Source organism: Paractinoplanes hotanensis (genome assembly GCF_023717965.1).
Classification (GTDB): Bacteria; Actinomycetota; Actinomycetes; order Mycobacteriales; family Micromonosporaceae; genus Actinoplanes; species Actinoplanes polyasparticus.
Map to the genome: position 1 here is coordinate 39,293 of NZ_JAMQOL010000069.1, position 22,398 is coordinate 61,690.

Consider the following 22,398-nt stretch of genomic DNA (forward strand, 5'->3'; position numbering starts at 1 on the left):
GACCCGCATAGCGAGATCGGATACAGTTCCGCGCTGTGTCGATCGAAGGCGTGACTGACTTCTGGGACAAGCTGCTCGGTGCCCAACCGGACCCGCCCGGTCTGCTGGTGCTGCTCACCGCGCTGGCCGGCCTGCTCGCGGTGGCCTTCCGCCCGGTGTGGCGGATCGCCCGCAACGCCGTGACGATCGCCCATGAGGGTGGGCATGCTTTGTTCGCCCTGCTCACCGGGCGCAGACTGCGCGGCATCCGGCTCGAGTTCGATACCTCCGGCCTGACGCTGTCGTCGGGCCGCCCGACCGGCCCCGGCATGATGCTCACCCTGCTGGGCGGCTACATAGCGCCGTCGCTGGTCGGTCTGCTGGGTGCCTGGCTGCTCGGGGGCAATCGCATCACGCTGCTGCTCTGGCTGGCCGTGGTGCTGCTGCTCCTCATGCTGATCAACATCCGGAACCTCTTCGGCGTGCTCTCCCTGGTCGTCACGGGCGCGATCGTCTTCGCGGTCTCGTGGTACGCGACACCGGAAGTGCAAGCCGCTTTCGCGTACGCCGGGGTGTGGTTCCTGCTCTTCGGCGGCGTACGCCCGGTCTTCGAACTCCAGAGCCTGCGCCGGCGTGGCCGCATGCCCGAGTCCGACGCCGACCAACTGGCCCACGTCACCCACGTGCCCGCCATCTTCTGGGTCGGCGTCTTCCTGGCCGTCAACCTGGCCGCCCTGGTCGCGGGCGCCTTCCTGCTGGCCGGCCAGTGGCTCCCCGCAACCACTTCTTGATCTTCATTTCGCGGCCCCATCCCTAGCCCCCTCCGAGGCCATGAATGTCAATCACGGAACGCCACCTTCAGGTCACGTATCCGGACCAAAGGGTGATGGGGCGGGTGCGTCGGGGGCGTTAGCTTCCGGGGCATGGGTGGTCCGGGGCTGGCGTGGACGACGGCGGTGCTCGCCTTTGTCGCGGCTGTGCCGCTGTGGCGGGTCACCACGCACGCCATCACGATCGCCCATGAGGGTGGGCATGCCATGTTCGGGTCGCTCACCGGGTTGTTCGTCAAGAAGGTGCGGGTGGATCGGGGCGGCAGCGGCTCGACCGCCTACCGGCAGGAGAAATGGTCGGTCCTGCAGACCTTGGCGGCGGGGCTGGCCGGCTACCTCGGCCCTTCGATCTTCGGGCTGGCCGGCGCGTGGATGCTGGTGCGTGGCATCAGTCCCCGGTCGATCCTGCTCATGACCCTCGTGCTGCTGGCCGTGCTGCTGGTCATGGTGCGCAACGTGTTCGGGTTCATCGCGGTGCCGGCGACCGCCGCGCTCGTGTGGACAGTCGCGATGCGCGCGAGTGCGGACGTCCAGCTCGTGTTCACGTACATCTGGATCTGGTTCCTGCTGATGGGCGGCACCCGGCAGATCCCCGAGCTGTACGGCAACTGGAAGAACGGCGGCGAACCGGACACCGGCACGCTGGCCGAGGCGACCGGTCTGTCCGACGCGTTCTTCGTGGCGCTGTTCTGGCTGGGCTCGATGGTCGCTCTGGTCTACGGCGGCGTCCTGCTGTTGACGAACCCCGTTTAGAGGGGGATGTTGCCGTGCTTCTTGGGCGGCAGGGATTCGCGCTTGGTGCGCAGGGTGCGCAAGCCGCGGGTGACCTCGGCGCGCGTCTGGGAGGGCATGATCACCGCGTCGACGTAGCCGCGTTCGGCGGCGATGTACGGGTTGGCCAGCGTGTCCTCGTACTCCTGGATCAGTTCGGCGCGGCGGGCGGCCGGGTCCTCGGCTTCGGCGAGTTCGGCCCGGTAGAGGATGTTCACCGCGCCCTGGGCGCCCATCACGGCGATCTGCGCAGTGGGCCACGCGAAGTTGAGGTCGGCGCCGAGGTGCTTCGAGCCCATCACGTCGTACGCGCCGCCGTAGGCCTTGCGGGTGATCACGGTGACCTTGGGGACGGTGGCTTCGGCGTACGCGTAGATGAGTTTCGCCCCGCGCCGGATGATGCCGTCCCATTCCTGTGATGTGCCGGGCAGGAAGCCGGGCACGTCGACGAAGGTCACCACCGGGATGTTGAAGGCGTCACACGTGCGTACGAAACGGGCCGCCTTTTCCGAGGCGGCGATGTCGAGCGTGCCCGCGAGGTGCAGCGGCTGGTTGGCGACCACGCCGACGGGGCGGCCCTCGACCCGGCCGAAGCCGACCACGATGTTCTGCGCGTAGAGCGGCTGCACCTCGAGGAAGTCGTCGACCACCGTCTCGACGACCTTCTTGATGTCGTACGGCTGGTTGGCCGAGTCGGGGATCAGGGTGTCCAGTTCGAGATCGGGGTCGCGCGGCGCGGAATCCGCGAACACGACCGGCTCGTCGAGGTTGTTCGACGGCAGGTAGGAGAGCAGCGCGCGCACGTAGTCGATCGCGTCGTCCTCGTCGGACGCCAGGTAGTGGGCGTTGCCGCTGCGGCTGTTGTGGGTGCGGGCGCCGCCCAGTTCCTCGAAGCCCACCTCCTCGCCGGTCACCGTCTTGATCACGTCGGGGCCGGTGATGAACATGTGCGAGGTCTGGTCGACCATCACCGTGAAGTCGGTGATGGCGGGGGAGTAGACGGCGCCGCCCGCGCACGGGCCCATGATCAGCGAGATCTGCGGGATGACCCCGCTGGCCCGGACGTTGCGGAAGAAGATGTCGGCGTACAGGCCGAGCGCGACCACGCCCTCCTGGATGCGGGCGCCGCCGGAGTCGTTGATCCCGATGATCGGGCAGCCGATCTTCATGGCCAGGTCGAGCACCTTGACGATCTTCTCGCCGAAGACCTCGCCGAGCGAGCCACCGAAGATCGTGAAGTCCTGGGAGAAGACGCAGACCTGCCGGCCGTCGACCGTGCCGTAGCCGGTCACGACGCCGTCGCCGTACGGGCGGTTCTTCTCGAGGCCGAAGTTGGTGGACCGGTGCCGGGCCAGCGCGTCCAGCTCGACGAACGACCCCTCGTCGAGCAGCATCTCGATGCGCTCGCGGGCCGTCTTCTTGCCGCGGGCGTGCTGCTTCTCGACCGCTCGGGCCGAGCCGGCGTGCACGGCTTCGTCGGTGCGCCGGGCGAGGTCGGCGAGCTTGCCCGCGGTGCTGTGGATGTCGGTCACGGTGGCTTCCTGCGCTCTCCACGGGCGGCGGTGTACTGGTCAGTAATGATCGTAGTGCGATAGCAGGCCTCGCGCCGCTACGGGTGCGTTTCGCACTCAATGCCCCATTCGTTACCTGTGTCGTGACCAACTGGATGACCGCGGCCGGGATCGCCCTCATCGCCGGCGGGCTCGCCACGCTGATCTGCTTCCGATCCGTCCTGTTTGCCCGGGGCAGCCGCCGGGCCGGGCGCAATACGCGTACTGCCGAGGCGGCCGAGATCCAGCCCAAGTCTCGCGGTCCGAGGGGAAGCCGACGGCGCGGCCGGGCGCCGGAACCGTTGATCCCGCCGGCCGAGGAGGACCCGCGGGGAGCGCTGGCGTCGATCGGGCTGGCCGAGGAGGGCGAAGAGCCTTTTTCGTACGAGGATGATCCGCGCGCCGCCTCGGCGGAGCCGGAACGCGTGCTCGCCGACTTCGTGCCCGAACCCGTTGACTTCGCACCCGAGCCCGTCGGTTTCGTCCCCGAGCCCGTCGATCACGGCCCGGAACCCGCTGAGCTGGCCGGACTTGAGCTGGCCGGACTTGAGCTCGTGCCCGATCTGGAGCTCGACCCGGCTCCCGGCTTCGACGACCTCGACGACGACGAGCCGGACTATCCGGGCGAGCGTTACGGCCACCGCATCCAGGGCTGGGTCCGCCCCGAGTACCGGCACGTCCCCGAGGAGCCCGCGTCCGGCGAGTACTGGACGCCGATCCCGGTCGACCTCGACCCGGACCCCGAGCCCTCGGCCAAGGGTTACGGCTGGCCGTCGCCCGTCGAGCGCCTCCCCTCCGTTCCCGACTACGAGCCGGCCACCGGCTTCGATCTGGCCCCGGTCGAGCACGAGCCGACCGAGGTCGTCTCGGCCCGGTCCGACGAGCGGTTCGGGCCGCCGCGCAGCTGGTCCGCCCGCAACGAGAAGCGGGCAGGTCGCGCCGAGAAACAGGAGAGCCGCAGCGACCGCCGGGAAAGACGCGAGTGGCGTACGGAGAACGAAGCGCTACCCACCACTCAGCTCTTCGCCGCCGTCTCCGACGACCAGCCGCCCGCCCGCCGTCGCCGTCCGCGCCCCCGCCCTCGCCCGTCCGTCGAACCCCCCGACCGCAGCACCCGCGTATATGTCAGCCGTCACGCCGCCGAGCCCCCGCCCAGATAGAGGCTAGGCTCGGCGAATGTCCTCGCCGTTCACGGACCTCGACCGACCTCCGCTGTCACCGCGCTCGCTCGAGCGCGCCCTGGTGACTCCGGGCAGCCTGTGGACGCGGGTCGAGGTCGTCGCCGAGACGGCCTCCACGAACGCCGACGTCGGCGCCGCGGTGGCCAAGGGCGAGCCCGAGGGCCTGGTCGTCGTGGCCGAACAGCAGACCGCGGGCCGGGGCCGCCGCGACCGGCAGTGGGTCTCTCCGGCCCGGGCCGGTCTTACCCTGAGTGTCCTGTTGCGACCGGGCCGTCCGGACCGTGAGCACGAGTGGCGCACCCTGTCGCCGGCCACGTTCGGCTGGCTGCCGCTGCTGGCGGGCGTGGCGCTGTGCGACGCGGTCGAGCGGGTCGCCGAGGTCGAGGCGACCCTGAAGTGGCCGAACGACCTGCTCGTGGGCGACCGCAAGTGCGCCGGAATCCTGGCCGAGGTGTCCGGCGACGCGGTCGTGGTCGGGCTCGGGCTCAACGTGACGACTCGCGCCGAGGAGCTTCCCGAGACCAACGGGCTGCCCGCCACCTCGCTGCGGGTGGCCGGCGCCGCCGTGACCGACCGCGACCCGCTGCTGCGGGCGCTGCTGCGTGGCTTCGCCTCGTGGTACGCGGGCTGGCGCGAGGCGGGCGGCGACGCGGAGATGTCCGGGCTGCTCGCGGCGTACCGCCGGAGCTGCTCGACGATCGGCCGGCAGGTGCGGGTGCTGCTGCCGGCGGGTGAGACGCTGACCGGCGAGGCGACCGAGGTGGACGCGGCCGGCCAGTTGGTCGTCCGGACGGCGGACGGCGCCGAGCATCGTGTCTCGGCGGGTGACGTGCTGCACGTACGCTGACCGCGTGGCGTTCCCCGCTGAAGTTCTCGCCGAGGAGGAGGAGCTCGTCCTCCACCTGCATCCGCACTGGAAGACGGCCCTGGGTCCCGGCCTGCTCGTGCTGATCGCCGTCGTCGTGACCGCCGTGGCCTGGGTGATGCTGCCCGTCACCGAGGGCGGTCGCATCGCGTTCCTGGTGGTCGCGGCAATCATGGTCTATCAGGGCGTCCGGTACGGCGTGGCGCCCCTGGCGGTCTGGCGGTGCACCCACTACGTGCTGACCGACGAGCGGATCCTGCTGCAGGACGGCGTGATCGCGCGGGAGCGGCGGGACCTGCCGCTCAGCCGGGTCAACGACCACGTGGTGACCCAGTCGGTGCTCGACCGGCTGTTCGGCACGGGCACCCTCAAGATCGACTCAATCGGCGAGCAGGCCGTGGTGCTGACCGCCCTGCCCCGGGCCCAGCAGGTGCAGACGCTGCTCTACGAGCTGATCGAGCAGGACCGTCTGCTGCGTCCCGACGACGAGGACACCGACGAGGACGAGCCCGAGGTCCCCGTACAGCGAAAAGGGTTTCTGTTCAAGAAGCAGCGGCGTTAGCGCCGGGCGTCGAGCTGCGCGACGCTGCCCGGCTCGTCCTCGGCGCTCAGCTCGGCCAGGCCGGCCACCGCGTCCAGCTCGGCGAGGTCACCCTCGTGACCGTCGACCGGCGGCTTGAGGAAGACGAAGGTGCGGTAGGCCCAGAAGCGGAACACCGTCGCGATCACGATGCCGGCTGCGGTGACGGCCATGAACGCGTGCGCGTCGTTCGCCTCGGTCAGGCCGAAGCCGTACTTGCCGACGGCGATCGACCCGGACTGGATGACCATGCCGACCAGGTTGAAGCCGAAGAAGAGCGTGTACTCCCGGCGCAGGGCGGTGCGGCTGTGTTTGCGGTAGGTCCAGTACCGGTTGGCGATGTACGCCAGGGTGGTCGTCACCACCGTGGCGATGACGCTGGCCTTGACGGCGCCGATGGGCAGTGCGACCCACGTGATCACCAGGTAGAGCAGAGTGTTTCCGGCACCGATCACGCCGAACGCCAGGACTTCCGGGGCAAGACGGCGCAGGTGTTCCGTCAGCGCACGAGCTGAGGGCATTGAGCAACCTTACGGGAGAGAGGGCAATTACGCCGTGTCACGAAGAGGGGATGGCGGCGGGGTCGGCCCGGCCGCGCTGTGCTCCTGTCGTGGTGGCGTGCCCGGCGGGGTCGAGGCCGGGAAGACGAACCGGCGGTACGACCAGAATCGGAACAGCGAGCCGGCGGCGGTGCCGATCAGCTGGCCCGAGATGTTGTCCGCGAGCTGGGTCTGGAACACGGGTGAGAGCTGTCCGAGACCGTAGTGGCTGATCGCCAGGCAGGCGAGACCGATCCCCAGGCCTATGGCGTTGAGCACGAAGAAGACCGTGTACTGCCGGGCCATGTTGGCGTGGGCGCGGTGACGCCACGTCCAGAACCGGTTGCCGAGGAAGGCGAACGTGGTGGCGATCACCGTCGAGATGGTCTTGGCTATCAGCGTCTCGAAGCCGGCCTGGAGCAGTACGTTGAAGATCGCCACGTCGATGGCGAACGCGACGCCGCCGACCGTGCCGAACTTGCCCAGCTCGCGAATGAGCGCCCGGAGCCGGTAGCGCAAGCCGGACGGCTGCGGCGACGAGGATTCGGGCACGGTCCCGAGAGTACCGGGGGCAGTCACGGACCGCTGTTTTCGTTGGCGAGTCTTAACCGCTTGATCCCGCATGGTGACGCTGCCGGTACGGAGGGTGGATCTCGCTGATCTCGGCAATCTCGGCCACTCTCTTCCGGCACTCGGCGCACCACCCCAGATGGACGCGCATCCGGTTGCCGTCCCGCGGGGCGAGCCGCCCGCGCAGGTGGACACCGAGCCGGTCACCTGCCCACCGGCACTCGGGATGGTCGGCGGTGGATACGTGTTGTTGGAGGTAGAGGCTGCGCAGCCCCTCCCGGGCGCGGTGGGCCAGCACGGCCACCGCGTTGGGCGTCATGCCCAGCATTCCGGCCACCTCGGCCGGGCTGTTCCCTTCAACGGCGGTCTGCCACAACACGTCACGCCAGCGCTCGGGCAGCTGGCGGAAGGCGGCCGCGGCGTACGTGCGCTCCAGCCGGTCGAGCGCCGGGTCGACGTAGGGCTGGCCCTCGTCGTACCGGGTCAGGTCGTCGGTGAACTCGAGCCGGCGGTCGCGTTGGGCCCGGTGGTAACAGACGTGCCGCATGGTCGTGTGCAGGTAGGCGCGGAAGGCGACGAGGGGGCCCCGCCCGGCTCGCAGCGAGGCGAACACCTTGGCGAACGTCTCGGCGACCAGGTCGTCGACGTCGGCCGGGTCGCTCGTCAGGCCCCACGCCAGCTGGCGTGCGGCTGCGCGGTGGCGTTCGTAAAGCGTCCCGTACGCCGCCGTGTCCCCGGCCCGGACGGCGGCCAGCAGCTCGGTGTCCGGCGGACTGCCCGGGATCGTCATTCCTGCCTCCTGCGGCGGGAGTAAGAGGAAAGCCCGATGACGACCAGCTTAGGCGGTTACGTCCGTTTTGCGAAAGTCGACGTTTGGCTGGGCGCGCCCGGCCGTTCCGGCGATGTTGCGCGTAACTGCGCCCTTCGTCGAAGGATCGATCGCGTACGAGCACCGCAGCCGAGGATTGTGCGGTTATCCACAGCAACGGCCGATGAACTCAACGTGTCCGCGGCTTAGGCTGAGCCAACTCCCCAAGACCCGGGCCGGCGCTTACCGGCCCTGCGGTCATTGGTCAGCGCCGACCGAAGGAGCACGTCTTGACCGCTGTGAAAGCGCACGCCCGCCTGGCCGCCTGGATCGACGAGGTTGCCGCACTGACGACCCCCGACCGCATCGTCTGGTGTGACGGCTCCGAGCAGGAGTGGGCGACGCTCACCGACGCGCTCGTCGAGTCGGGCGCACTGGTCCGCCTCGATCCCGCCAAGAAGCCGAACTCGTTCTGGGCCCGCACCGACCCCAATGACGTCGCCCGCGTCGAGGAACGCACCTTCATCTGCTCGGCCGACGAGGCCGACGCCGGTCCCACCAACAACTGGATGGACCCGGCCGAGATGAAGTCGACGATGACCGAGCTCTACCGCGGCTGTATGCGCGGTCGAACGATGTACGTCGTCCCGTTCTGCATGGGCCCGCTCGATGCCGAGCAACCCCTGTTCGGGGTGGAACTGACCGACAGCCCGTACGTCGTGGCCAGCATGCGGATCATGACGCGGATGGGCTCGGCGGTGCTCGAGGCGATGGGTTCCGACGCCGACTTCGTGCCGGCGCTGCACTCGGTGGGCGCTCCGCTCGAGCCGGACCAGGAAGATGTGGCCTGGCCGTGCAACGAGACCAAATACATCTCCCATTTCCCGGAGACCCGCGAGATCTGGTCCTTCGGTTCCGGGTACGGGGGAAACTCGCTGCTCGGCAAGAAGTGCTACGCCCTGCGGATCGCCAGCGTGGCCGCCCGCGACGAGGGCTGGCTGGCCGAGCACATGCTGATCATGAAGCTGACCTCGCCCGAGGGGCAGGTCCGCTACATCGCCGGCGCGTTCCCGTCGGCCTGCGGCAAGACCAACCTCGCCATGCTCGAACCGACGCTGCCCGGCTGGAAGGTCGAGACCGTCGGCGACGACATCGCCTGGATGCGCTTCGGTGAAGACGGCCGGCTCTGGGCCACCAACCCCGAGTACGGCCTGTTCGGTGTCGCTCCCGGCACCGACTTCCACACCAACCCCAATGCGATGCGCACGCTGGCCCGCGGCAACTCGGTCTTCACCAACGTGGCCCTGACCGACGACGGCGACATCTGGTGGGAGGGCATGGGCACGCCCCCGGAGCACCTCGTGTCGTGGAAGGGCGAGGACTGGACCCCCGACTCGGACGCGCCCTCGAGCCACCCCAACAGCCGATTCTGTACGCCCATCGAGCAGTGCCCGATCCTGGCCGACGAATACCACGACCCCCGCGGCGTGCCCATCGACGCCATTCTGTTCGGCGGGCGCCGCAAGACCACGGTCCCGCTGGTCGCCGAGGCCCGCGACTGGGTGCACGGCGTCTACCTCGGCGCGACCCTGTCCAGCGAGACCACGGCGGCCGCGGTCGGCCAGGTCGGTGTCGTCCGCCGCGACCCGATGGCGATGCTGCCGTTCATCGGCTACCACGCCGGCGACTATTTCCAGCACTGGATCGACATGGCCAAGGGCGCCTCGGGCGACGCGGCCCGGCTGCCGAAGATCTTCTACGTCAACTGGTTCCGCCGCGACGAGGACGGCGGATTCCTCTGGCCCGGCTTCGGCGAGAACAGCCGGGTCCTCAAGTGGATCGTCGAACGGCTCGACGGCCGGGGCGAGGCGGTCGAGACCGCGATCGGCCACGTCCCGACGGTCGCGGCGATCGACCGTACGGGCCTCGACCTCGACGACGCCGACCTGGAAGCCGTGCTGCGCGTCGACCGCGACGAGTGGCTGGCCGAGATTCCGCAGGTCACCGAGTGGTTCGAGAGGTTCGGCGACAAGCTGCCGGCCGTGCTGTGGGCCGAACTGGACGCGCTGAAGGCCCGCCTGGCCTGATTTCGGCCCGCACCGGGTAAGACCCGGTGGTGACGATCGATGCGGAGCGGCGGCCACGCGTGCTGCGCGCGCTGACCGCCCTCCTGCTGGCCACGGCCGCGGCGACCGTCGTGGTCGAGGTGCTGAACTACTGGTACGCGCCATCGCACGGCTTCGGTTTTGCGGTGCGCACAGGCTGGGCGTTGCTGCGCACCCTGGGCTGGCTGCTGCTCGTCCGGCAGGTGCGCCGCAACCGAGCGGTCGCCCGGCCACTGGGCCTGATCCTGGCCGTCACCACGGTGTTCGCCGTCGGCCGGCTGATCGTGCCGCGTACCGGCCTGCCGCCGCTGCCCGGCGTGGCCGGCTTCGTTGTGCTGCTCCTGCTGTGCGTGGCCGTGGTCGTCCTGCTCTACCGGCATCCGGTCGTCCGCGAGTACCTGGTCCGCCATCCGAACCGCGTGGTGCTGACCCGCGAGGGCCTGCGCGTCGAGGAAGCAGCCCCGCGCCGCGCCCCCGTGACCGGCTGGCTGCTGACGGCTCGCATAGCGGCGTTCACCTACAGCCCGCTGATGCTCGTGCCCTGCCTGGTCTCGTTCGGCGAACTGCGCGACCGTCCGGAGTGGCTGCTGGCCGTGCTGTTCTGGCTCGCCACGGGCATCGGAGTCAGCTACGCGGTGCTGCTCGGCACGTTCTTCCTGCTGCGCGGCAAGCCGGGAGCGCGCCGCTACCTGGGCTGGCTGACCCTCTTCGTCCTGCTGTGGGACCTGCCGCTCTGCTACTTCCTGCTGGGCGTCGACGGCCTGATCCGCGACGGCGTCCCACTGCTGGCCGCAGGCCTGCTGACCTGGTACGCACTCCACCGAGCGGCCAAGCTCGACACCGCCTGAGCACGGTCAGCCGCGCGGTGGACAAAGGCGTAACGTCCACCCCACAACGCCCCCCGAGACGGGGGCTGGGGATGGGCGGCGAGGCGGAACGATCTTGCGCGAGTTTGATGTCGCGGTTGTCGGCGCCGGGCCTGCGGGGTCGGCGGCGGCCCTGGCGGCGTGCCGGGCGGGCGCGCGCGTGCTGCTGCTCGACCGGGCCGACTTCCCACGCGACAAGGTTTGCGGCGACGGCATCGCGGCCGAGGCCATCACCGTCCTGGATGGACTGGGCGTGCAGGGTGTCACCGATGGTTACCCGGCGGTCGAGAGTCTGCGCCTGGTCGGGCCGCGCGGTTCGGCGGTGGCGAGGCCACTGCCCCGGGTAGCGCACACCGTGCCGCGGCGGGTCTTCGACGAGCGGCTCGTGCGGGCGGCGGTGGCGGCGGGTGCGGAACTGCGCAAACACACCGTACGGGCGGTTCGCGCCACCGGCAGCAGCGTCACGATCGACGGGCGGTGGCGGGCCGGGGTGCTCATCGGGGCCGACGGCGCGGGCTCGGTGGTACGGCGGGCGCTCGGGTTCGCGGTCAATCCACCGGGGCATCTGGCTGTCGCCCTTCGGGGCTACACGCGCACCGCGAACACCAGCGAGCAGATCATCGTCACGACGCGGGCGCGCTGGCCGGCGTACGCGTGGGAATTTCCGCTCGGAGACGGCACCGCCAACGTCGGCTACGGGGAAGTTCTGCGCGGCGCCCCGCTCTCCCGGGCGTACCTGGTGGAACGCCTCCGCCACCTGCTGCCCGGCCGCGAACCGAGCGACCTGCGGGGGCATCACCTGCCGTTGTCCACCCACCGGCCGCCGCCGGCGCGTGGGCGCGTGTTGCTCGCGGGGGACGCGTTGTCGCTGATCAACCCGTTCACGGGGGAGGGCATCTTCTACGCCGTCCTCTCCGGAGCCTTGGCCGGCGAAGTGGCCGCGGCCGGTGGGAAGCGGGTCGCCGAACGGTACGGGCGTGCTCTTCGTCACCGGCTCGGCCGGCATCTGCGGCACTCCGGCTTGGCGGCTTCACTCACCCGTCAGTCCTGGGTGGTTGACGCCGCGGTGGCGGCGGCTGCCCGAGATGGTGAGGTCTTCGACCGGATGGTGGAGCTTGGCCTCGGTGACGGAGTTTTCGACCTCCGCACGATCGGTCGCATCGCGTCCCGGTTGGGCCGGCGTCACCCGGCCGCCCCTTGAGTCGTCGTCGACAAGGGCTAGGGTTTTAAGCGATGAGTCTGCGGTCGTTGATTTCAACTCCGTTCTACCGCGTGTATGAACGTCGGCTGGCCGGCAAGCTGGCCGGTAAGCCCGTGCCCCAGCACGTCGGCGTCATGTGCGACGGCAACCGCCGCTGGGCCCGCGAGATGGGCTTCGTCGACCCCAACGACGGCCACCGCGTCGGCGCGACCCGGATCAAAGAGCTGCTGACCTGGTGCGACCAGGCCGGCATCAAGCACGTCACGCTCTATCTGCTGGCCACCGACAACCTGCAACGCCCGGCCGCCGAGCTCGACCCGCTGGTGAAGATCATCGAAGATCTGGCCACTGAGCTGGCCGAGGACGGCAACCCGTGGCGGCTGCGCATGGTGGGCGCGCTCGACGTGCTGCCCGCCGCCACCGCGGCGACCTTGAAAGCGGCACAGGAGAAGACCCGCGACCGCACGATCGGCGTCGAGGTCAACCTGGCGGTCGGCTACGGCGGTCGCCGCGAGATCGCCGACGCCGTGCGGTCACTGCTGCACGAGCAGGCCGCGGCCGGGCGCACGATCGAGGAGATGGCCGAGATCCTCGACGTCGAGCACATCGCCGAGCACCTCTACACCCGCGGGCAACCCGACCCCGACCTGGTCATTCGCACCAGTGGGGAACAGCGGCTCTCCGGCTTCCTGCTGTGGCAGTCGGCGCACTCGGAGTTCTATTTCCACGACGCCAACTGGCCGGACTTCCGCCGCATCGACTTCCTGCGGGCCCTTCGGTCGTACGGAAGCAGGCAGCGCCGCTACGGCGCCTAGACCCCAAAACTTCGCAGGCCCTCGTTGAGGAAGGCTGCGACCGCGTCGGGCGAATCGAGCGTGAGGTCGGCTGCGCTGGAAACCTCGGCGCCCGTCTCGGGGTTGGCCACGGCGACCGCCACCCCGAAGAACGACGGGTCGACGGCCTCGCGGGCGCGCAGCGCGTCGAACGCCTTGATGTCGGACATGTCGTCACCGAAATACCACGCGCACCCGGCGTTGCGGACGCCCTCGGTGATGACCATGCCCTTGTCCTGGTCGACGGGGGGCTTCAACTCGACCACCATGCGGCCGGCCTGGATGCGCAGCCCGAGCTGTTCGGCCTGCTCGTGACCCCAGCGCTCGACCGCGGGCGCCTCGTGCGGGGCGGTGCGGTAGTGCAGGGCGACGGAGAGACGCTTGTATTCGACCAGGGTCGACGCGGGCAGCTCGGCCCGGGCCCGATCGGCCAGCTCGGCCATCGCGGGCACCCAGGGCTCGGCAGCGAGGTTGGTGACGACCTTGCCGTCGTGCCACACCTCGAGGCCGTACAAGCCGTAGAGGTCGACGTGATCGAGCGAGGCGAACCGGGAGCGCAGGAAGCTCACGGGGCGGGCCGACACGATCGCGACGCGTTGGACCACCCCGGCCAGGCGTTCGAGGGTGCCGAGGACGGCCGCCGCGGGCTGTGACGCGTCGGGGTCGTCGGTGACGGGTGAGAGCACGCCGTCGAAGTCGAAGAAGAAGGTGGTCGCCGATGCGTGGGCGGCGGTGAACGCCCAGGCCTCGTCGATGCTCGGCGGATGGGTCGGACGCGGAGTCTGTGCCACGTCGTCAGATTACCCGCCTGAGGTGACGTTTCATGCCGGAGAAATTTGCCTGGACGTCGCCCGTCACCCGTTTTTGCGTACTACCGCGTTGCGCAGTTGACCGCTAGCGTTTGGGTCATGGCACGGGGTCATCCCGAGCCAGCCGGCCGGCCCGGACCTGCGACAAGTGCGCCACGGGGCCCCGCAATCCGACCCCGTGCTTGAGACGGGCGCCGGAGGTGGCGGACCGCGGGCGTACCGGGTTGCACGCCCGCCGCTGGAGCAGGCCTGTGACATCTCGCCGATCAGACGCCGACGTCGCCCGCGACTCGGCCGCCGAAGTCTCCCCCAGCACAGCGCGCACCGGGCGCAAGTCCCGGGACAGGCACGCTGACGCAGAACCGGCCCCCGCGGGCCGTGTTTTCGTTCTGGACACTTCGGTCCTGCTGTCCGACCCGGCGGCGTTCCGCCGCTTCACCGATCACGAGGTGGTCATTCCGCTCGTGGTCATCAGCGAGTTGGAGGGCAAGCGTCACCATCCCGAGCTCGGGTGGTTCGCGCGGCAGTCGCTGCGTCTTCTCGACGAACTGCGGATCAAGTACGGGCGGCTCGACCAGCCCGTGCTCTGCAACGACGAGGGCGGCACGCTGCGCGTCGAGCTCAACCACGCCGACCAGAGCGTGCTGCCGCAGGGCTTCCGCAACGACTCGAACGACACCCGGATCCTCTCGGTCGCCCTCGGGCTGGCCGCCGAGGGCCGCGAGGTCACGCTGGTCAGCAAGGACATGCCGCTGCGGGTCAAGGCGGCGTCGGTGGGCCTGACGGCCGATGAATACCGCCACGGTCAGGCGAGCGACCCGACCTGGACGGGCATGGCCGACCTGAAGCTGGGCGAGGAAGAGGTCAACGCGCTCTACAGCGGCGAGGAGCTGGAACTCGAGGAGGTCGACCACCTGCCGTGCCACACGGGTCTGGTGGTGCACTCGCCGCGCGGGTCGGCGCTGGGCCGGGTCAACCCCGACAAGACCGTACGGCTGGTACGCGGTGACCGGGAGGCGTTCGGCCTCCGTGGCCGGTCGGCCGAGCAGCGCGTCGCCCTGGACATCCTGCTGGACGAGTCGATCGGCATCGTCTCGCTGGGCGGCCGGGCCGGCACCGGTAAGTCGGCGCTGGCGCTGTGCGCGGGGCTCGAAGCCACCATGGAGCGCAACCGCCACAAAAAGGTGATCGTCTTCCGTCCGCTCTATGCCGTGGGCGGCCAGGAGCTGGGATACCTGCCCGGCACCGAGAACGAGAAAATGTCGCCGTGGGCTCAGGCCGTGTTCGACACGCTGGGCGCCGTGGTGCACGCCAACGTGGTCGAAGAGGTGATGGCCCGCGGCATGCTCGAGGTGCTTCCGCTGACCCACATCCGCGGGCGCAGCCTGCACGACGCCTTCGTGATCGTCGACGAGGCGCAGTCGCTGGAACGCAACGTCCTGCTCACGGTGCTCTCACGTATCGGGCAGGGCTCGCGGGTGGTGCTCACTCACGATGTGGCCCAGCGCGACAATCTGCGCGTCGGCCGGCATGACGGCGTCACGGCGGTGATCGAGGCGCTGAAGGGCCACCCGATCTTCGCCCACGTCACGCTCACCCGATCCGAGCGCTCGCCGATCGCCGAAGTGGTCACCGATCTGCTGGAGGAAATTCCACTCTGAGTGGTGGGGGGAATCCGTGGCGTGATCACGGATTCCCCTTCGGAGTGACGCGATTTCTGGGGTATTTCACCCGGTATGAGCGGCAAATTTGTGTGAGCAAGTTCACAAGACCGCGTCGTCATTTCACATCCCCTTCACCGTGGGCCATGGTGTCTGACGAGCGCCATGCGGTGTCACCGTCGTCGGAGATCGACTTCAGACCCCGCGCCGACCCGATTGCGGGCCGGGCGCTCGCGGCGTGTTCAGCCACTGATCGACCTGGTGGCCGGATGCCGCGTCATTGCCCCCGACGAAGGGAAACTTCGTGAATCGGCTCTGGAGCCGGGTCGGAGTACGAGTTGCCTCGGTCAGCCTGCTGGTTGCGGGTGCGGCCACCGGCATCTACCTCGGACAAGACCGCGAAGTCCAGCAGTCAGCCGAAGCGAGCGTCGTCGCGCAGGTCGCCGTCGACGACGTGCTGCTGCTGAAGCAACGTCAGGCCGAGCACGCCGCCGCCCGCGCGTCGCAGCGCGAGGCCGCCGGTGACGCCGCCGCCAAGGCCGCGAGTGCCGCCAAGGCCGCCGCCGGCAAGGCTCACCAGCTCGAGACGAAGGTCATCGCGCAGAAGAAGGCCGCGGCCGCCGCTGCCGCGAAGAAGAAGGCCGAGGAAGAAGCGGCCAAGAAGGAGAGCGACGGCGGCTCGAGCAGCACGCCGGAGTTCACCGGCGACATCCCGGCCTCCTGCGACGAGTTCAGTGGCAACCGGGCCATCGGCTGCACGCTGATGCTGGACGCCGGCTTCAAGATCTCCCAGTTCTCCTGCCTCGAGAAGCTGTGGAAGAAGGAGAGCGGCTGGAACCACAAGGCCGAGAACCGCAGCTCGGGGGCGTACGGCATCCCGCAGGCCCTGCCGGGCAGCAAGATGAAGTCGGCCGGCAGTGACTGGAAGTCCAACCCGGCCACCCAGATCGAGTGGGGCCTCGGCTATATCGAGGGGCGCTACGGCACCCCGTGCAGCGCGTGGGGACACTCGCAGGACGTGGGCTGGTACTAAGTAGACGAGCTTGGTGACGGGCCGCGCGGCTAACCGCGCGGCCCGTTTCATTGTGATCAAATGTCTGTATGGTCCGAAAAGCCGCTTTGTTGGCGCTGGCCACGGTGCTGCTGCTCGGAGGGCAGTCCGCTCAGGCAGTCAGCGACACGCGCCCGGCCCGTGACGTGGTCGGTGGGCTGGTGGCGCCGCAGGGCAAGTTCCCGTGGGCGGTGCGGCTCTCGATGGGCTGCGGCGGGACCCTGGTCGAGCCGCGGGTGGTGCTGACCGCCGGGCACTGCGTGGGCGGCACCGGAAAGAACAGCAGCATCGTGGTCACCGCCGGTGTCACCGACCTCAAATCCCGGCGGGCTCAGACCGCGCAGTCGGAACAGGTGATCCGGGCCGAGGGCTTCGTCAACGAGGTCCGCGGCGACGACTGGGCGGTTGTGCGGCTCGACAAGCCACTGCACCTGCCGACCCTGCCGATCGGCCGGGAGCCGATCGGCGAGGGGCGGTACGTGGTGATGGGCTGGGGCCAGACCCGGGAGGACTCGATCCAGCAGGAGGATCGGCTGCACTACGCGACCGTGCGGACCGTGCCGGATGAGAGATGCGCCACGTCGTACCAGAAAGCGGGAGTGGCTCTGGTGCCCGATGAGCAGTTCTGTGCCGGCTCGCCCGGCGTCGACACGTGTCAGGGTGACAGCGGCGGACCGATGATCGGCCACGGCCGGCACGGCGAATGGGTGCAGGTGGGCATCGTGAGCTGGGGCCTGGGCTGTGCGCGGGACGGCTACCCGGGCGTCTACACCCAGATCTCGACCTTTCGCCCGGCGATCAAGGCCGCCGTGCGCAAGCTGCGCTGATCAGAACTCCAGCGTCGACGTGCTGTTGGTGGAGGGGGCCGGGCGCACCCGCTTGCGGCGGAAGATGACGGCCGCGATCGCGCCGCCCAGCAGGCCCAGCAGGTGCCCCTGCCACGAGATCGGCTGGTCGGTCGGCAGGATGTTGTAGAGCTGGTACCAGTACAGCAGGCCGATGAAGGCGGCGACGCCGAGGTTCCACCACGAGCGCTCGACCAGGCCGCGGGTGAGCAGCAGGCCCAGGTAGCCGAAGACAACGCCGCTGGCCCCCACGACCACGCTCTGGGGGTCGCCCACGAACCACACGCCGAGACCGCTCACCAGCATGATGACGAAGGTCGACCAGATGAACCGTTTCGTGCCGCCGGCCAGCGCGAACGTGCCGACCAGGATCAGCGGCACGGCGTTGCCGTAGAGGTGGTCCCACCCGGCGTGCAGGAACGGGCTGAACAGCACGCCGTCGAGCCCGTCGACGCGGTGGGGGATGATGCCGCCGGCCACGTCGAGCTGACCCGAACCGATGCCGACGTCGATCGCCTCGACCAGGAAGAGCACCGGGATGACGGCGCACATGGTGACGAACGCCCGTCCCAGGGACGCATAGAAAGCGTCCGTGCCGAACTTCGCCTCTGCGTCCGCTCGCGCTTGCGCCCCGTAACTCATCTTTCGATAGTTCCAGGCAATGGCAGGCCCCGCCAATGGGCGGACCCTGCCATCAGCGAGTTCTCAGACAACCGGGTCGCTGCGGCAGCAGGGCCCGACGGCAGTTCCAGTGGGCGGACCCTGCCATCAGCGAGGTCTCAGATAACTGGGTCGCCGTCGCCCAGGGGGACGGTCGGCAGGTGGCCGTCGAAGTCGACGGCCGAGTACAGGGCCAGCTTCTCGAGCCGGTGGTACGAGTCGATCACCCGGATGGTGCCGCTCTTGGAGCGCATGACGATCGACTGGGTGTGCGCGCCGCCGGAGCGGTAGCGCACGCCCTTGAGCAGGTCGCCCGAGGTCACGCCGGTGGCCACGAAGAAGCAGTTGTCGCCGGTGACAAGGTCGTCGGTGGTCAGCACGCGGTCGAGGTCGTGCCCGGCGGCCAGAGCCTTCTCGCGCTCGGCGGCGTCCTGCGGCCACAGCTTGGCCTGGATCATGCCGCCCAGGCACTTGAGCGCGCAGGCCGCGGTGATGCCCTCGGGGGTGCCGCCGATGCCCATCAGCACGTCCACGTCGGACTCGGACCGCGCCGCCGAGATCGCGCCGGCGATGTCGCCGTCGGAGATGAACTTGATGTTCGCGCCGGCCTGGCGCACCTCCTCGACCAGCGCGGCGTGCCGCGGCCGGTCGAGGATGCAGACGGTCACGTCGTTGATGCTGGACCGCTTGGCCTTGGCGATGCGGCGCAGATTCTCGGCCGTGCCGGCGTTGATGTCGATGACGTCGGCGCAGTCGGGGCCGACGGCGATCTTCTCCATGTAGAAAACGGCGCTCGGGTCGAACATGGCGCCGCGCTCGGCCACCGCCAGCACCGCTACGGCGCCGGGCATGCCCTTGCTCATCAGCGTCGTGCCGTCGATCGGGTCCACGGCCACGTCGACCTCGGGGCCGGTGCCGTCGCCGACCCGCTCCCCGTTGAAGAGCATGGGCGCCTCGTCCTTCTCGCCCTCACCGATCACCACGGTGCCGCGCATCTGGATCGAATTGATCAGCTTGCGCATGGCGTCGACGGCGGCGCCGTCACCGCCGTTCTTGTCGCCGCGCCCGACCCAGCGGCCGGCCGCCATGGCGGCGGCCTCGGTGACGCGAACCAGATCGAGAGCGATGTTGCGGTCGAGATCCTGCGGGACCCGTGCGGGCATGGGCGCCTCCTCGCGACGTTGCGGGGTGTAGTCCACCGATCCTCACACGCGCGGACGCGCGAAGTCTCGGCTCAGCGACATGGTTAACAATGGGTGAGTGGAACCCGCATCGCCCGCACCGGCCAACTCCGCAGCGTCCGCCAAGCCCGAGGCGGCCGGCAGCGCCGCACTTCCGAACGACGCTTCGCCCGCTCCTGAGCCTGAGCCGCAGGCGCCGGTGCGGCTCGCGCGGGGTTCGGAGCGGTCACCCAGGGACATGGCGATGTCGCTGGCCGTCCTGCTGATCCCGATCGCGCTGCTGCTGACCTTCTATCGCCTCGTGCTCGACGGCGACAAGCCGATCGCGATCGACCCGGCCCCGACCGTGCAGGAGGCGCAGCAGTCGAAGCTGTTCCCGGTGCTGGTGGCGCAGGGCCTCGGCGACGACTGGCACACCTCCAGCGCCACCTTCCGCCGGGCCGAGAACGGCGCGACCCTGCGGATCGGCTACGTCGACCCCGACCAGGACCCGATCCAGCTGGTGCAGAGCAACGTGCCCGCGGCCACCCTGCTGCCGCAGGAGCTGAGCAAGGACGCCGAGCCGATCGGCAACTTCCGCGCCCAGACCGGCGTGTGGCGCCTCTACAACGCCCGCCCGGGCGAGCGCGCGCTGGTGCTGGCCGATCAGAGCCGTACGGTCGTCATCGTCGGCAAGACCGACACCGACAACCTGGAATCGCTGGCCGGCGCTCTGCGCTGACGCGTCGGCGGCCGGCGAGGATCAGCTGTCGGACCGGGCGGCGCGGGCTGCCTCGATGCGCTCGCGGGCGCCGTCGAGCCAGCGCTGGCAGACGTCGGCCAGCTTCTCGCCGCGCTCCCACAGGGCCAGCGACTCCTCCAGCGAGCTGCCGCCCTGCTCCAGCCGCTCGACGACGCCGGCCAGCTCGGTGCGCGCCTGCTCGTAGCTCAACTTCTCGTCGCTCACTGCGTCTCCCGTGCTCGTTTTCTTCGCCACCGGTCAAACCGCCGCTCTGCTCACCCGGCCCCGCATGCCGCGAGGCCGGTCATTCGTCGTCGCTCACGACTGCCCGCCGCTCGCCCTCAGCGAGGCGCAGGCGGAGGGCATCGCCCGGCTGCACCTCGCCGGCGGCGCGCACCACGTGGCCGTCGGCGCGTTGCACGATCGCGTAGCCGCGCTGAAGGGTGGCCGCCGGAGACAGTGCCCGCAGCCGGGCGACCGTGTGGCGGAGCTCGTCGTCGGCGCGGCGCAGACGATGGTCGAGGCTGCGCACGGCCCTGTCGCGCAGGGCGGTCACGTCGGCCGCGCGCTGGTCGACCAGCAGCTCGGGGCGGGCCAGGGACGGGCGCGACCGCCACGACTCGATGCGGTGGGTCTCGCGCTCGACCAGGGTGAGCACGGCGCGTTCGAGCCGGCGGCGGGCCACGTCGATGAGTTGCGTCTCTTCGCCGAGGTCGGGCACCAGGCGCTTGGCGGCGTCGGTGGGGGTGGAGGCGCGCACGTCGGCCACGTAGTCGAGCAGGGGCGCGTCGGTCTCGTGGCCGATGGCGCTGACCACGGGCGTGCGGGCGCCGAAAACGGCCCGGCACAGCGCCTCGTCGGAGAAGGGCAGCAGATCCTCGACGCTGCCGCCGCCGCGGGCGATCACGATGACGTCGATCGTCTCGTCGTTGTCGAGGACCTTGAGCGCGTCGATGATCTGGGGTACCGCGGTCGGGCCCTGGACCGGCACGTTGATCACCCGGAAGTCGACCGACGGCCACCGGCGGCGCGTGTTCATCAGCACGTCGCGCTCGGCAGCGCTGGCCCGGCCGGTGATCAGGCCGATGCGCTGCGGCAGGAACGGGAGCCGGCGCTTGCGCTCCCGCGCGAACAACCCCTCGGCCCCGAGCAGCTTTTTCAGCCTTTCGAGCCGGGCCAGCAGCTCGCCCAGCCCGACCTGGCGGATCTCGTCGGCCCGCAGGCTGAGCGAGCCGCGGGCCGGATAGAACTCGGGCTTGGCGTGCAGCGTGACGCGAGCGCCCTCGGCCAGCTCGGGCGCGCCCGAATCGAGCACGTCGCGGTGGGCGGTGACGGTGAGGCTGAGATCGGCCGACGGATCACGCAGGGTCAGGAAGACCACGGTGGAGCCGGGCCGGCGGCTGATCTGGGCGACCTGGCCGTCGACCCAGACCCAGCCGAGCTTGGCGATCCAGGCGCCGATCTTCTGACTGACGACACGGACCGGCCAGGGTTCCTCGGGGGAACTCTTCGGCGGCGCCGCGTTCGGCTCTGGCTCACTCACCCGGCCAGACTACGGAAGCCCTCCGACATTTCCCGCGAGGCCTCAGCCCCGGACGTTGCGGTCCCCGGCGCCGTCGCCCGCGTTGTCGCCGTAGCTCTGAGACCGGTGGATCCCGATGCTGTCACCGGCGTTGCGGGCCTCGGCGTGACCCACCGGCGGCGCGGCTTCCGCGGGAGGCTCCGGCGCGCGGCGGGTGGGCAGGAACCGGCCGGCGGCGACCAGCACGATCAGGCCGGCGCAGAGCCAGAAGAGCAGGTCGGCGAGCGAGCGGGCGGGATCGAAGCGCCATCCGCCGGGATCGCGGGCGAGCATCGTGAACGGAAAACCGTGCCGTACGGCGTACCCGCGCGAGCAGCACGCCACCGTCAGCGCCGGAATCGTGCTGATCACCAGCCCGAGCCCCGCCACCAGCCCGCCGGTCAGCCAGGCGAGGCGGGACGTCCACCCCTCGACCCGGCTCGCGCCCAGCAGGAGCAGCCCGGTGACCAGCAGCACGACGTGGAACGCGACGTAGGAGGCGTCGGTGAGACCCATGGCCAGGTCGAGCACGCCCAGCGCGACGAAGGCCCACCCCACGATCAGCCGGAAGGTCGCCCCCGCCGAGGCGAGAAAGCCGGGTTCGTCGTCCTCCGCAGCCTCAGGCATGCGTCCGAGTATCTCGGCAAAAATGTCACATCACCGGTGATTCGGCTTCTTCCGCCCGGACGGGCCGGGCCCGGCGGACCAGCACGGCGATCACCACCAGCACCAGGCCGACATACGACCAGACCAGCAGGTTCGTGGCCAGCGAGACGACGTCGGCCGACCACCCCGACGACTGGGCCAGCCGGAACGCGGTCTCGGGGTCGTCGGCGACGGCACCCCGGCTGACCCAGTGGAAGGGCCAGCCGCGTTCCGAGACGTACGCGAACATGCAGCACTCGCGGGACGACTCGACCAGCAGCCCGGCCGCCGTGCCGGCCAGCGCGAACCCGCTCATGACGAGCGCGGTGACGAGCCGGGGCAGGCGGATGCGGTGGGGCATGAGCAGCACCAGGCCGCCGGCCGCGAGCACCGCGCCGACCCCGGCGTCGAGCGCCGCGGTCGAGACGTGCAGGTTGAGCAGAATCCAGGTCAGCCCGCCGACCAGCGACAACGCACCGAGAACGAACCGCAGGGCCCGGCCGGTGACCACCCACCAGGGCGCCAGTTCGACCGTCTTGTCGCGCTGCTGCTCATCAAGCATCCGACGAGTATCCCGAGCGGCCGC

The 22,398-nt window shown here is 70.1% G+C and carries 24 protein-coding genes; 13 read left to right on the forward strand and 11 right to left on the reverse strand.

What is annotated here, in order from left to right; genetic code table 11:
• The first annotated feature begins 35 nt into the window (after positions 1-35).
• On the forward strand, positions 36-770 hold the full coding sequence (locus tag LXN57_RS41370; protein ID WP_251803775.1) for a M50 family metallopeptidase: 735 nt from the start codon (positions 36-38) through the stop codon (positions 768-770).
• A gap of 132 nt (positions 771-902) precedes the next feature.
• The gene (locus LXN57_RS41375; RefSeq protein ID WP_251803776.1) at positions 903-1,562 is read left to right on the forward strand and encodes a M50 family metallopeptidase; all 660 of its coding nucleotides are present in this window, start codon (positions 903-905) and stop codon (positions 1,560-1,562) included.
• Here the strand turns inward: LXN57_RS41375 and LXN57_RS41380 are convergent.
• A complete protein-coding gene (locus LXN57_RS41380) occupies positions 1,559-3,112 on the reverse strand; it encodes an acyl-CoA carboxylase subunit beta (RefSeq protein ID WP_251803777.1) in 1,554 nt (517 codons plus the stop codon). The two genes, LXN57_RS41375 and LXN57_RS41380, sit on opposite strands and share 4 nt — an antisense overlap.
• Before the next feature lie 122 nt (positions 3,113-3,234).
• On the opposite strand from LXN57_RS41380, the gene LXN57_RS41385 reads away from it, so the two are divergent.
• From LXN57_RS41385 to LXN57_RS41395, 3 genes are read left to right on the forward strand one after another with little or no spacing between them, the layout of a single operon-like run.
• On the forward strand, positions 3,235-4,290 hold the full coding sequence (locus tag LXN57_RS41385; RefSeq protein WP_251803778.1) for a hypothetical protein: 1,056 nt from the start codon (positions 3,235-3,237) through the stop codon (positions 4,288-4,290).
• Positions 4,291-4,306: 16 nt separating this feature from the next.
• On the forward strand, positions 4,307-5,158 hold the full coding sequence (locus LXN57_RS41390) for a biotin--[acetyl-CoA-carboxylase] ligase (RefSeq protein ID WP_251803779.1): 852 nt from the start codon (positions 4,307-4,309) through the stop codon (positions 5,156-5,158).
• A gap of 4 nt (positions 5,159-5,162) precedes the next feature.
• On the forward strand, positions 5,163-5,738 hold the full coding sequence (locus tag LXN57_RS41395; RefSeq protein WP_251803780.1) for a PH domain-containing protein: 576 nt from the start codon (positions 5,163-5,165) through the stop codon (positions 5,736-5,738).
• Here the strand turns inward: LXN57_RS41395 and LXN57_RS41400 are convergent.
• Genes LXN57_RS41400 through LXN57_RS41410 form a run of 3 tightly spaced genes read right to left on the reverse strand, consistent with a single transcriptional unit; the run spans position 5,735 to position 7,655 of the window.
• Positions 5,735-6,277, reverse strand: coding sequence for a GtrA family protein (locus tag LXN57_RS41400; protein ID WP_221375593.1), 543 nt, complete (start codon positions 6,275-6,277; stop codon positions 5,735-5,737). The two genes, LXN57_RS41395 and LXN57_RS41400, sit on opposite strands and share 4 nt — an antisense overlap.
• A gap of 27 nt (positions 6,278-6,304) precedes the next feature.
• Positions 6,305-6,919, reverse strand: coding sequence for a GtrA family protein (locus LXN57_RS41405; RefSeq protein ID WP_438872975.1), 615 nt, complete (start codon positions 6,917-6,919; stop codon positions 6,305-6,307).
• Positions 6,900-7,655 (reverse strand): sigma-70 family RNA polymerase sigma factor, encoded by a 756-nt coding sequence (locus tag LXN57_RS41410; protein ID WP_251803782.1) that lies wholly within the window; start codon positions 7,653-7,655, stop codon positions 6,900-6,902. Before LXN57_RS41410 ends, LXN57_RS41405 begins: the two co-directional genes overlap by 20 nt.
• Before the next feature lie 278 nt (positions 7,656-7,933).
• Between LXN57_RS41410 and LXN57_RS41415 the strand changes: the two genes are divergently transcribed.
• The 4 genes from LXN57_RS41415 (at position 7,934) to LXN57_RS41430 (ending at position 12,660) form a co-directional block, all read left to right on the forward strand.
• Positions 7,934-9,760: a phosphoenolpyruvate carboxykinase (GTP) gene (locus LXN57_RS41415; protein WP_308206702.1), complete on the forward strand. Its 1,827-nt coding sequence runs from the start codon at positions 7,934-7,936 to the stop codon at positions 9,758-9,760.
• A gap of 29 nt (positions 9,761-9,789) precedes the next feature.
• On the forward strand, positions 9,790-10,626 hold the full coding sequence (locus tag LXN57_RS41420) for a hypothetical protein (RefSeq protein WP_251803784.1): 837 nt from the start codon (positions 9,790-9,792) through the stop codon (positions 10,624-10,626).
• Between the two features lie 91 nt (positions 10,627-10,717).
• Positions 10,718-11,845, forward strand: a complete 1,128-nt coding sequence (locus LXN57_RS41425) for an NAD(P)/FAD-dependent oxidoreductase (RefSeq protein ID WP_438872976.1) — start codon at positions 10,718-10,720, stop codon at positions 11,843-11,845.
• A 32-nt stretch (positions 11,846-11,877) separates the two neighbouring features.
• On the forward strand, positions 11,878-12,660 hold the full coding sequence (locus tag LXN57_RS41430) for an isoprenyl transferase (RefSeq protein WP_221375600.1): 783 nt from the start codon (positions 11,878-11,880) through the stop codon (positions 12,658-12,660).
• Here the strand turns inward: LXN57_RS41430 and otsB are convergent.
• Positions 12,657-13,469 (reverse strand): trehalose-phosphatase, encoded by an 813-nt coding sequence (otsB, locus tag LXN57_RS41435; RefSeq protein ID WP_251803786.1) that lies wholly within the window; start codon positions 13,467-13,469, stop codon positions 12,657-12,659. The genes LXN57_RS41430 and otsB overlap by 4 nt on opposite strands.
• 269 nt (positions 13,470-13,738) lie before the next feature.
• On the opposite strand from otsB, the gene phoH2 reads away from it, so the two are divergent.
• From phoH2 to LXN57_RS41450, 3 genes are all read left to right on the forward strand, one after another.
• The gene (phoH2, locus tag LXN57_RS41440) at positions 13,739-15,148 is read left to right on the forward strand and encodes an RNA 5'-3' helicase PhoH2 (protein WP_221375602.1); all 1,410 of its coding nucleotides are present in this window, start codon (positions 13,739-13,741) and stop codon (positions 15,146-15,148) included.
• Positions 15,149-15,452: 304 nt separating this feature from the next.
• On the forward strand, positions 15,453-16,181 hold the full coding sequence (locus LXN57_RS41445) for an aggregation-promoting factor C-terminal-like domain-containing protein (protein ID WP_251803787.1): 729 nt from the start codon (positions 15,453-15,455) through the stop codon (positions 16,179-16,181).
• A gap of 68 nt (positions 16,182-16,249) precedes the next feature.
• The gene (locus LXN57_RS41450) at positions 16,250-17,026 is read left to right on the forward strand and encodes a S1 family peptidase (protein ID WP_251803788.1); all 777 of its coding nucleotides are present in this window, start codon (positions 16,250-16,252) and stop codon (positions 17,024-17,026) included.
• On the opposite strand, the gene LXN57_RS41455 is transcribed toward LXN57_RS41450, so the two are convergent.
• Both LXN57_RS41455 and glpX read right to left on the reverse strand, forming a co-directional pair.
• Positions 17,027-17,686, reverse strand: coding sequence for a rhomboid family intramembrane serine protease (locus LXN57_RS41455; protein WP_251803789.1), 660 nt, complete (start codon positions 17,684-17,686; stop codon positions 17,027-17,029).
• A gap of 137 nt (positions 17,687-17,823) precedes the next feature.
• Positions 17,824-18,867: a class II fructose-bisphosphatase gene (gene glpX, locus LXN57_RS41460; RefSeq protein WP_251803790.1), complete on the reverse strand. Its 1,044-nt coding sequence runs from the start codon at positions 18,865-18,867 to the stop codon at positions 17,824-17,826.
• 97 nt (positions 18,868-18,964) lie between these two features.
• Here glpX and LXN57_RS41465 point away from each other — a divergent pair, with 97 nt between their 5' ends.
• Entirely contained in the window at positions 18,965-19,606 is a 642-nt protein-coding gene (locus LXN57_RS41465; protein WP_251803791.1) for a DUF4245 domain-containing protein, read from the forward strand.
• 21 nt (positions 19,607-19,627) lie between these two features.
• On the opposite strand, the gene LXN57_RS41470 is transcribed toward LXN57_RS41465, so the two are convergent.
• The 4 genes from LXN57_RS41470 to LXN57_RS41485 all read right to left on the reverse strand — a co-directional run bounded on the left by LXN57_RS41470 (position 19,628) and on the right by LXN57_RS41485 (position 22,374).
• A complete protein-coding gene (locus LXN57_RS41470; protein ID WP_221375607.1) occupies positions 19,628-19,831 on the reverse strand; it encodes an exodeoxyribonuclease VII small subunit in 204 nt (67 codons plus the stop codon).
• A 79-nt stretch (positions 19,832-19,910) separates the two neighbouring features.
• Positions 19,911-21,149, reverse strand: a complete 1,239-nt coding sequence (gene xseA, locus LXN57_RS41475; protein WP_251803792.1) for an exodeoxyribonuclease VII large subunit — start codon at positions 21,147-21,149, stop codon at positions 19,911-19,913.
• A 42-nt stretch (positions 21,150-21,191) separates the two neighbouring features.
• Positions 21,192-21,794, reverse strand: a complete 603-nt coding sequence (locus LXN57_RS41480; RefSeq protein ID WP_251803793.1) for a hypothetical protein — start codon at positions 21,792-21,794, stop codon at positions 21,192-21,194.
• Positions 21,795-21,819: 25 nt separating this feature from the next.
• On the reverse strand, positions 21,820-22,374 hold the full coding sequence (locus LXN57_RS41485; RefSeq protein WP_251803794.1) for a hypothetical protein: 555 nt from the start codon (positions 22,372-22,374) through the stop codon (positions 21,820-21,822).
• Between the last annotated feature and the right edge of the window lie 24 nt (positions 22,375-22,398).

Coding starts and splice junctions, on each gene's coding strand:
- LXN57_RS41455 (WP_251803789.1), bottom strand. CDS start 17,686: ATGAGTTACGGGGCGCAAGCGCGAGCGGACGCAGAGGCGAAGTTCGGC.
- LXN57_RS41430 (WP_221375600.1), top strand. CDS start 11,878: ATGAGTCTGCGGTCGTTGATTTCAACTCCGTTCTACCGCGTGTATGAA.
- glpX (WP_251803790.1), bottom strand. CDS start 18,867: ATGCCCGCACGGGTCCCGCAGGATCTCGACCGCAACATCGCTCTCGAT.
- LXN57_RS41375 (WP_251803776.1), top strand. CDS start 903: ATGGGTGGTCCGGGGCTGGCGTGGACGACGGCGGTGCTCGCCTTTGTC.
- LXN57_RS41390 (WP_251803779.1), top strand. CDS start 4,307: ATGTCCTCGCCGTTCACGGACCTCGACCGACCTCCGCTGTCACCGCGC.
- LXN57_RS41405 (WP_438872975.1), bottom strand. CDS start 6,919: ATGCGGGATCAAGCGGTTAAGACTCGCCAACGAAAACAGCGGTCCGTG.
- LXN57_RS41400 (WP_221375593.1), bottom strand. CDS start 6,277: ATGCCCTCAGCTCGTGCGCTGACGGAACACCTGCGCCGTCTTGCCCCG.
- LXN57_RS41410 (WP_251803782.1), bottom strand. CDS start 7,655: ATGACGATCCCGGGCAGTCCGCCGGACACCGAGCTGCTGGCCGCCGTC.
- LXN57_RS41485 (WP_251803794.1), bottom strand. CDS start 22,374: ATGCTTGATGAGCAGCAGCGCGACAAGACGGTCGAACTGGCGCCCTGG.
- LXN57_RS41450 (WP_251803788.1), top strand. CDS start 16,250: ATGGTCCGAAAAGCCGCTTTGTTGGCGCTGGCCACGGTGCTGCTGCTC.
- LXN57_RS41480 (WP_251803793.1), bottom strand. CDS start 21,794: ATGCCTGAGGCTGCGGAGGACGACGAACCCGGCTTTCTCGCCTCGGCG.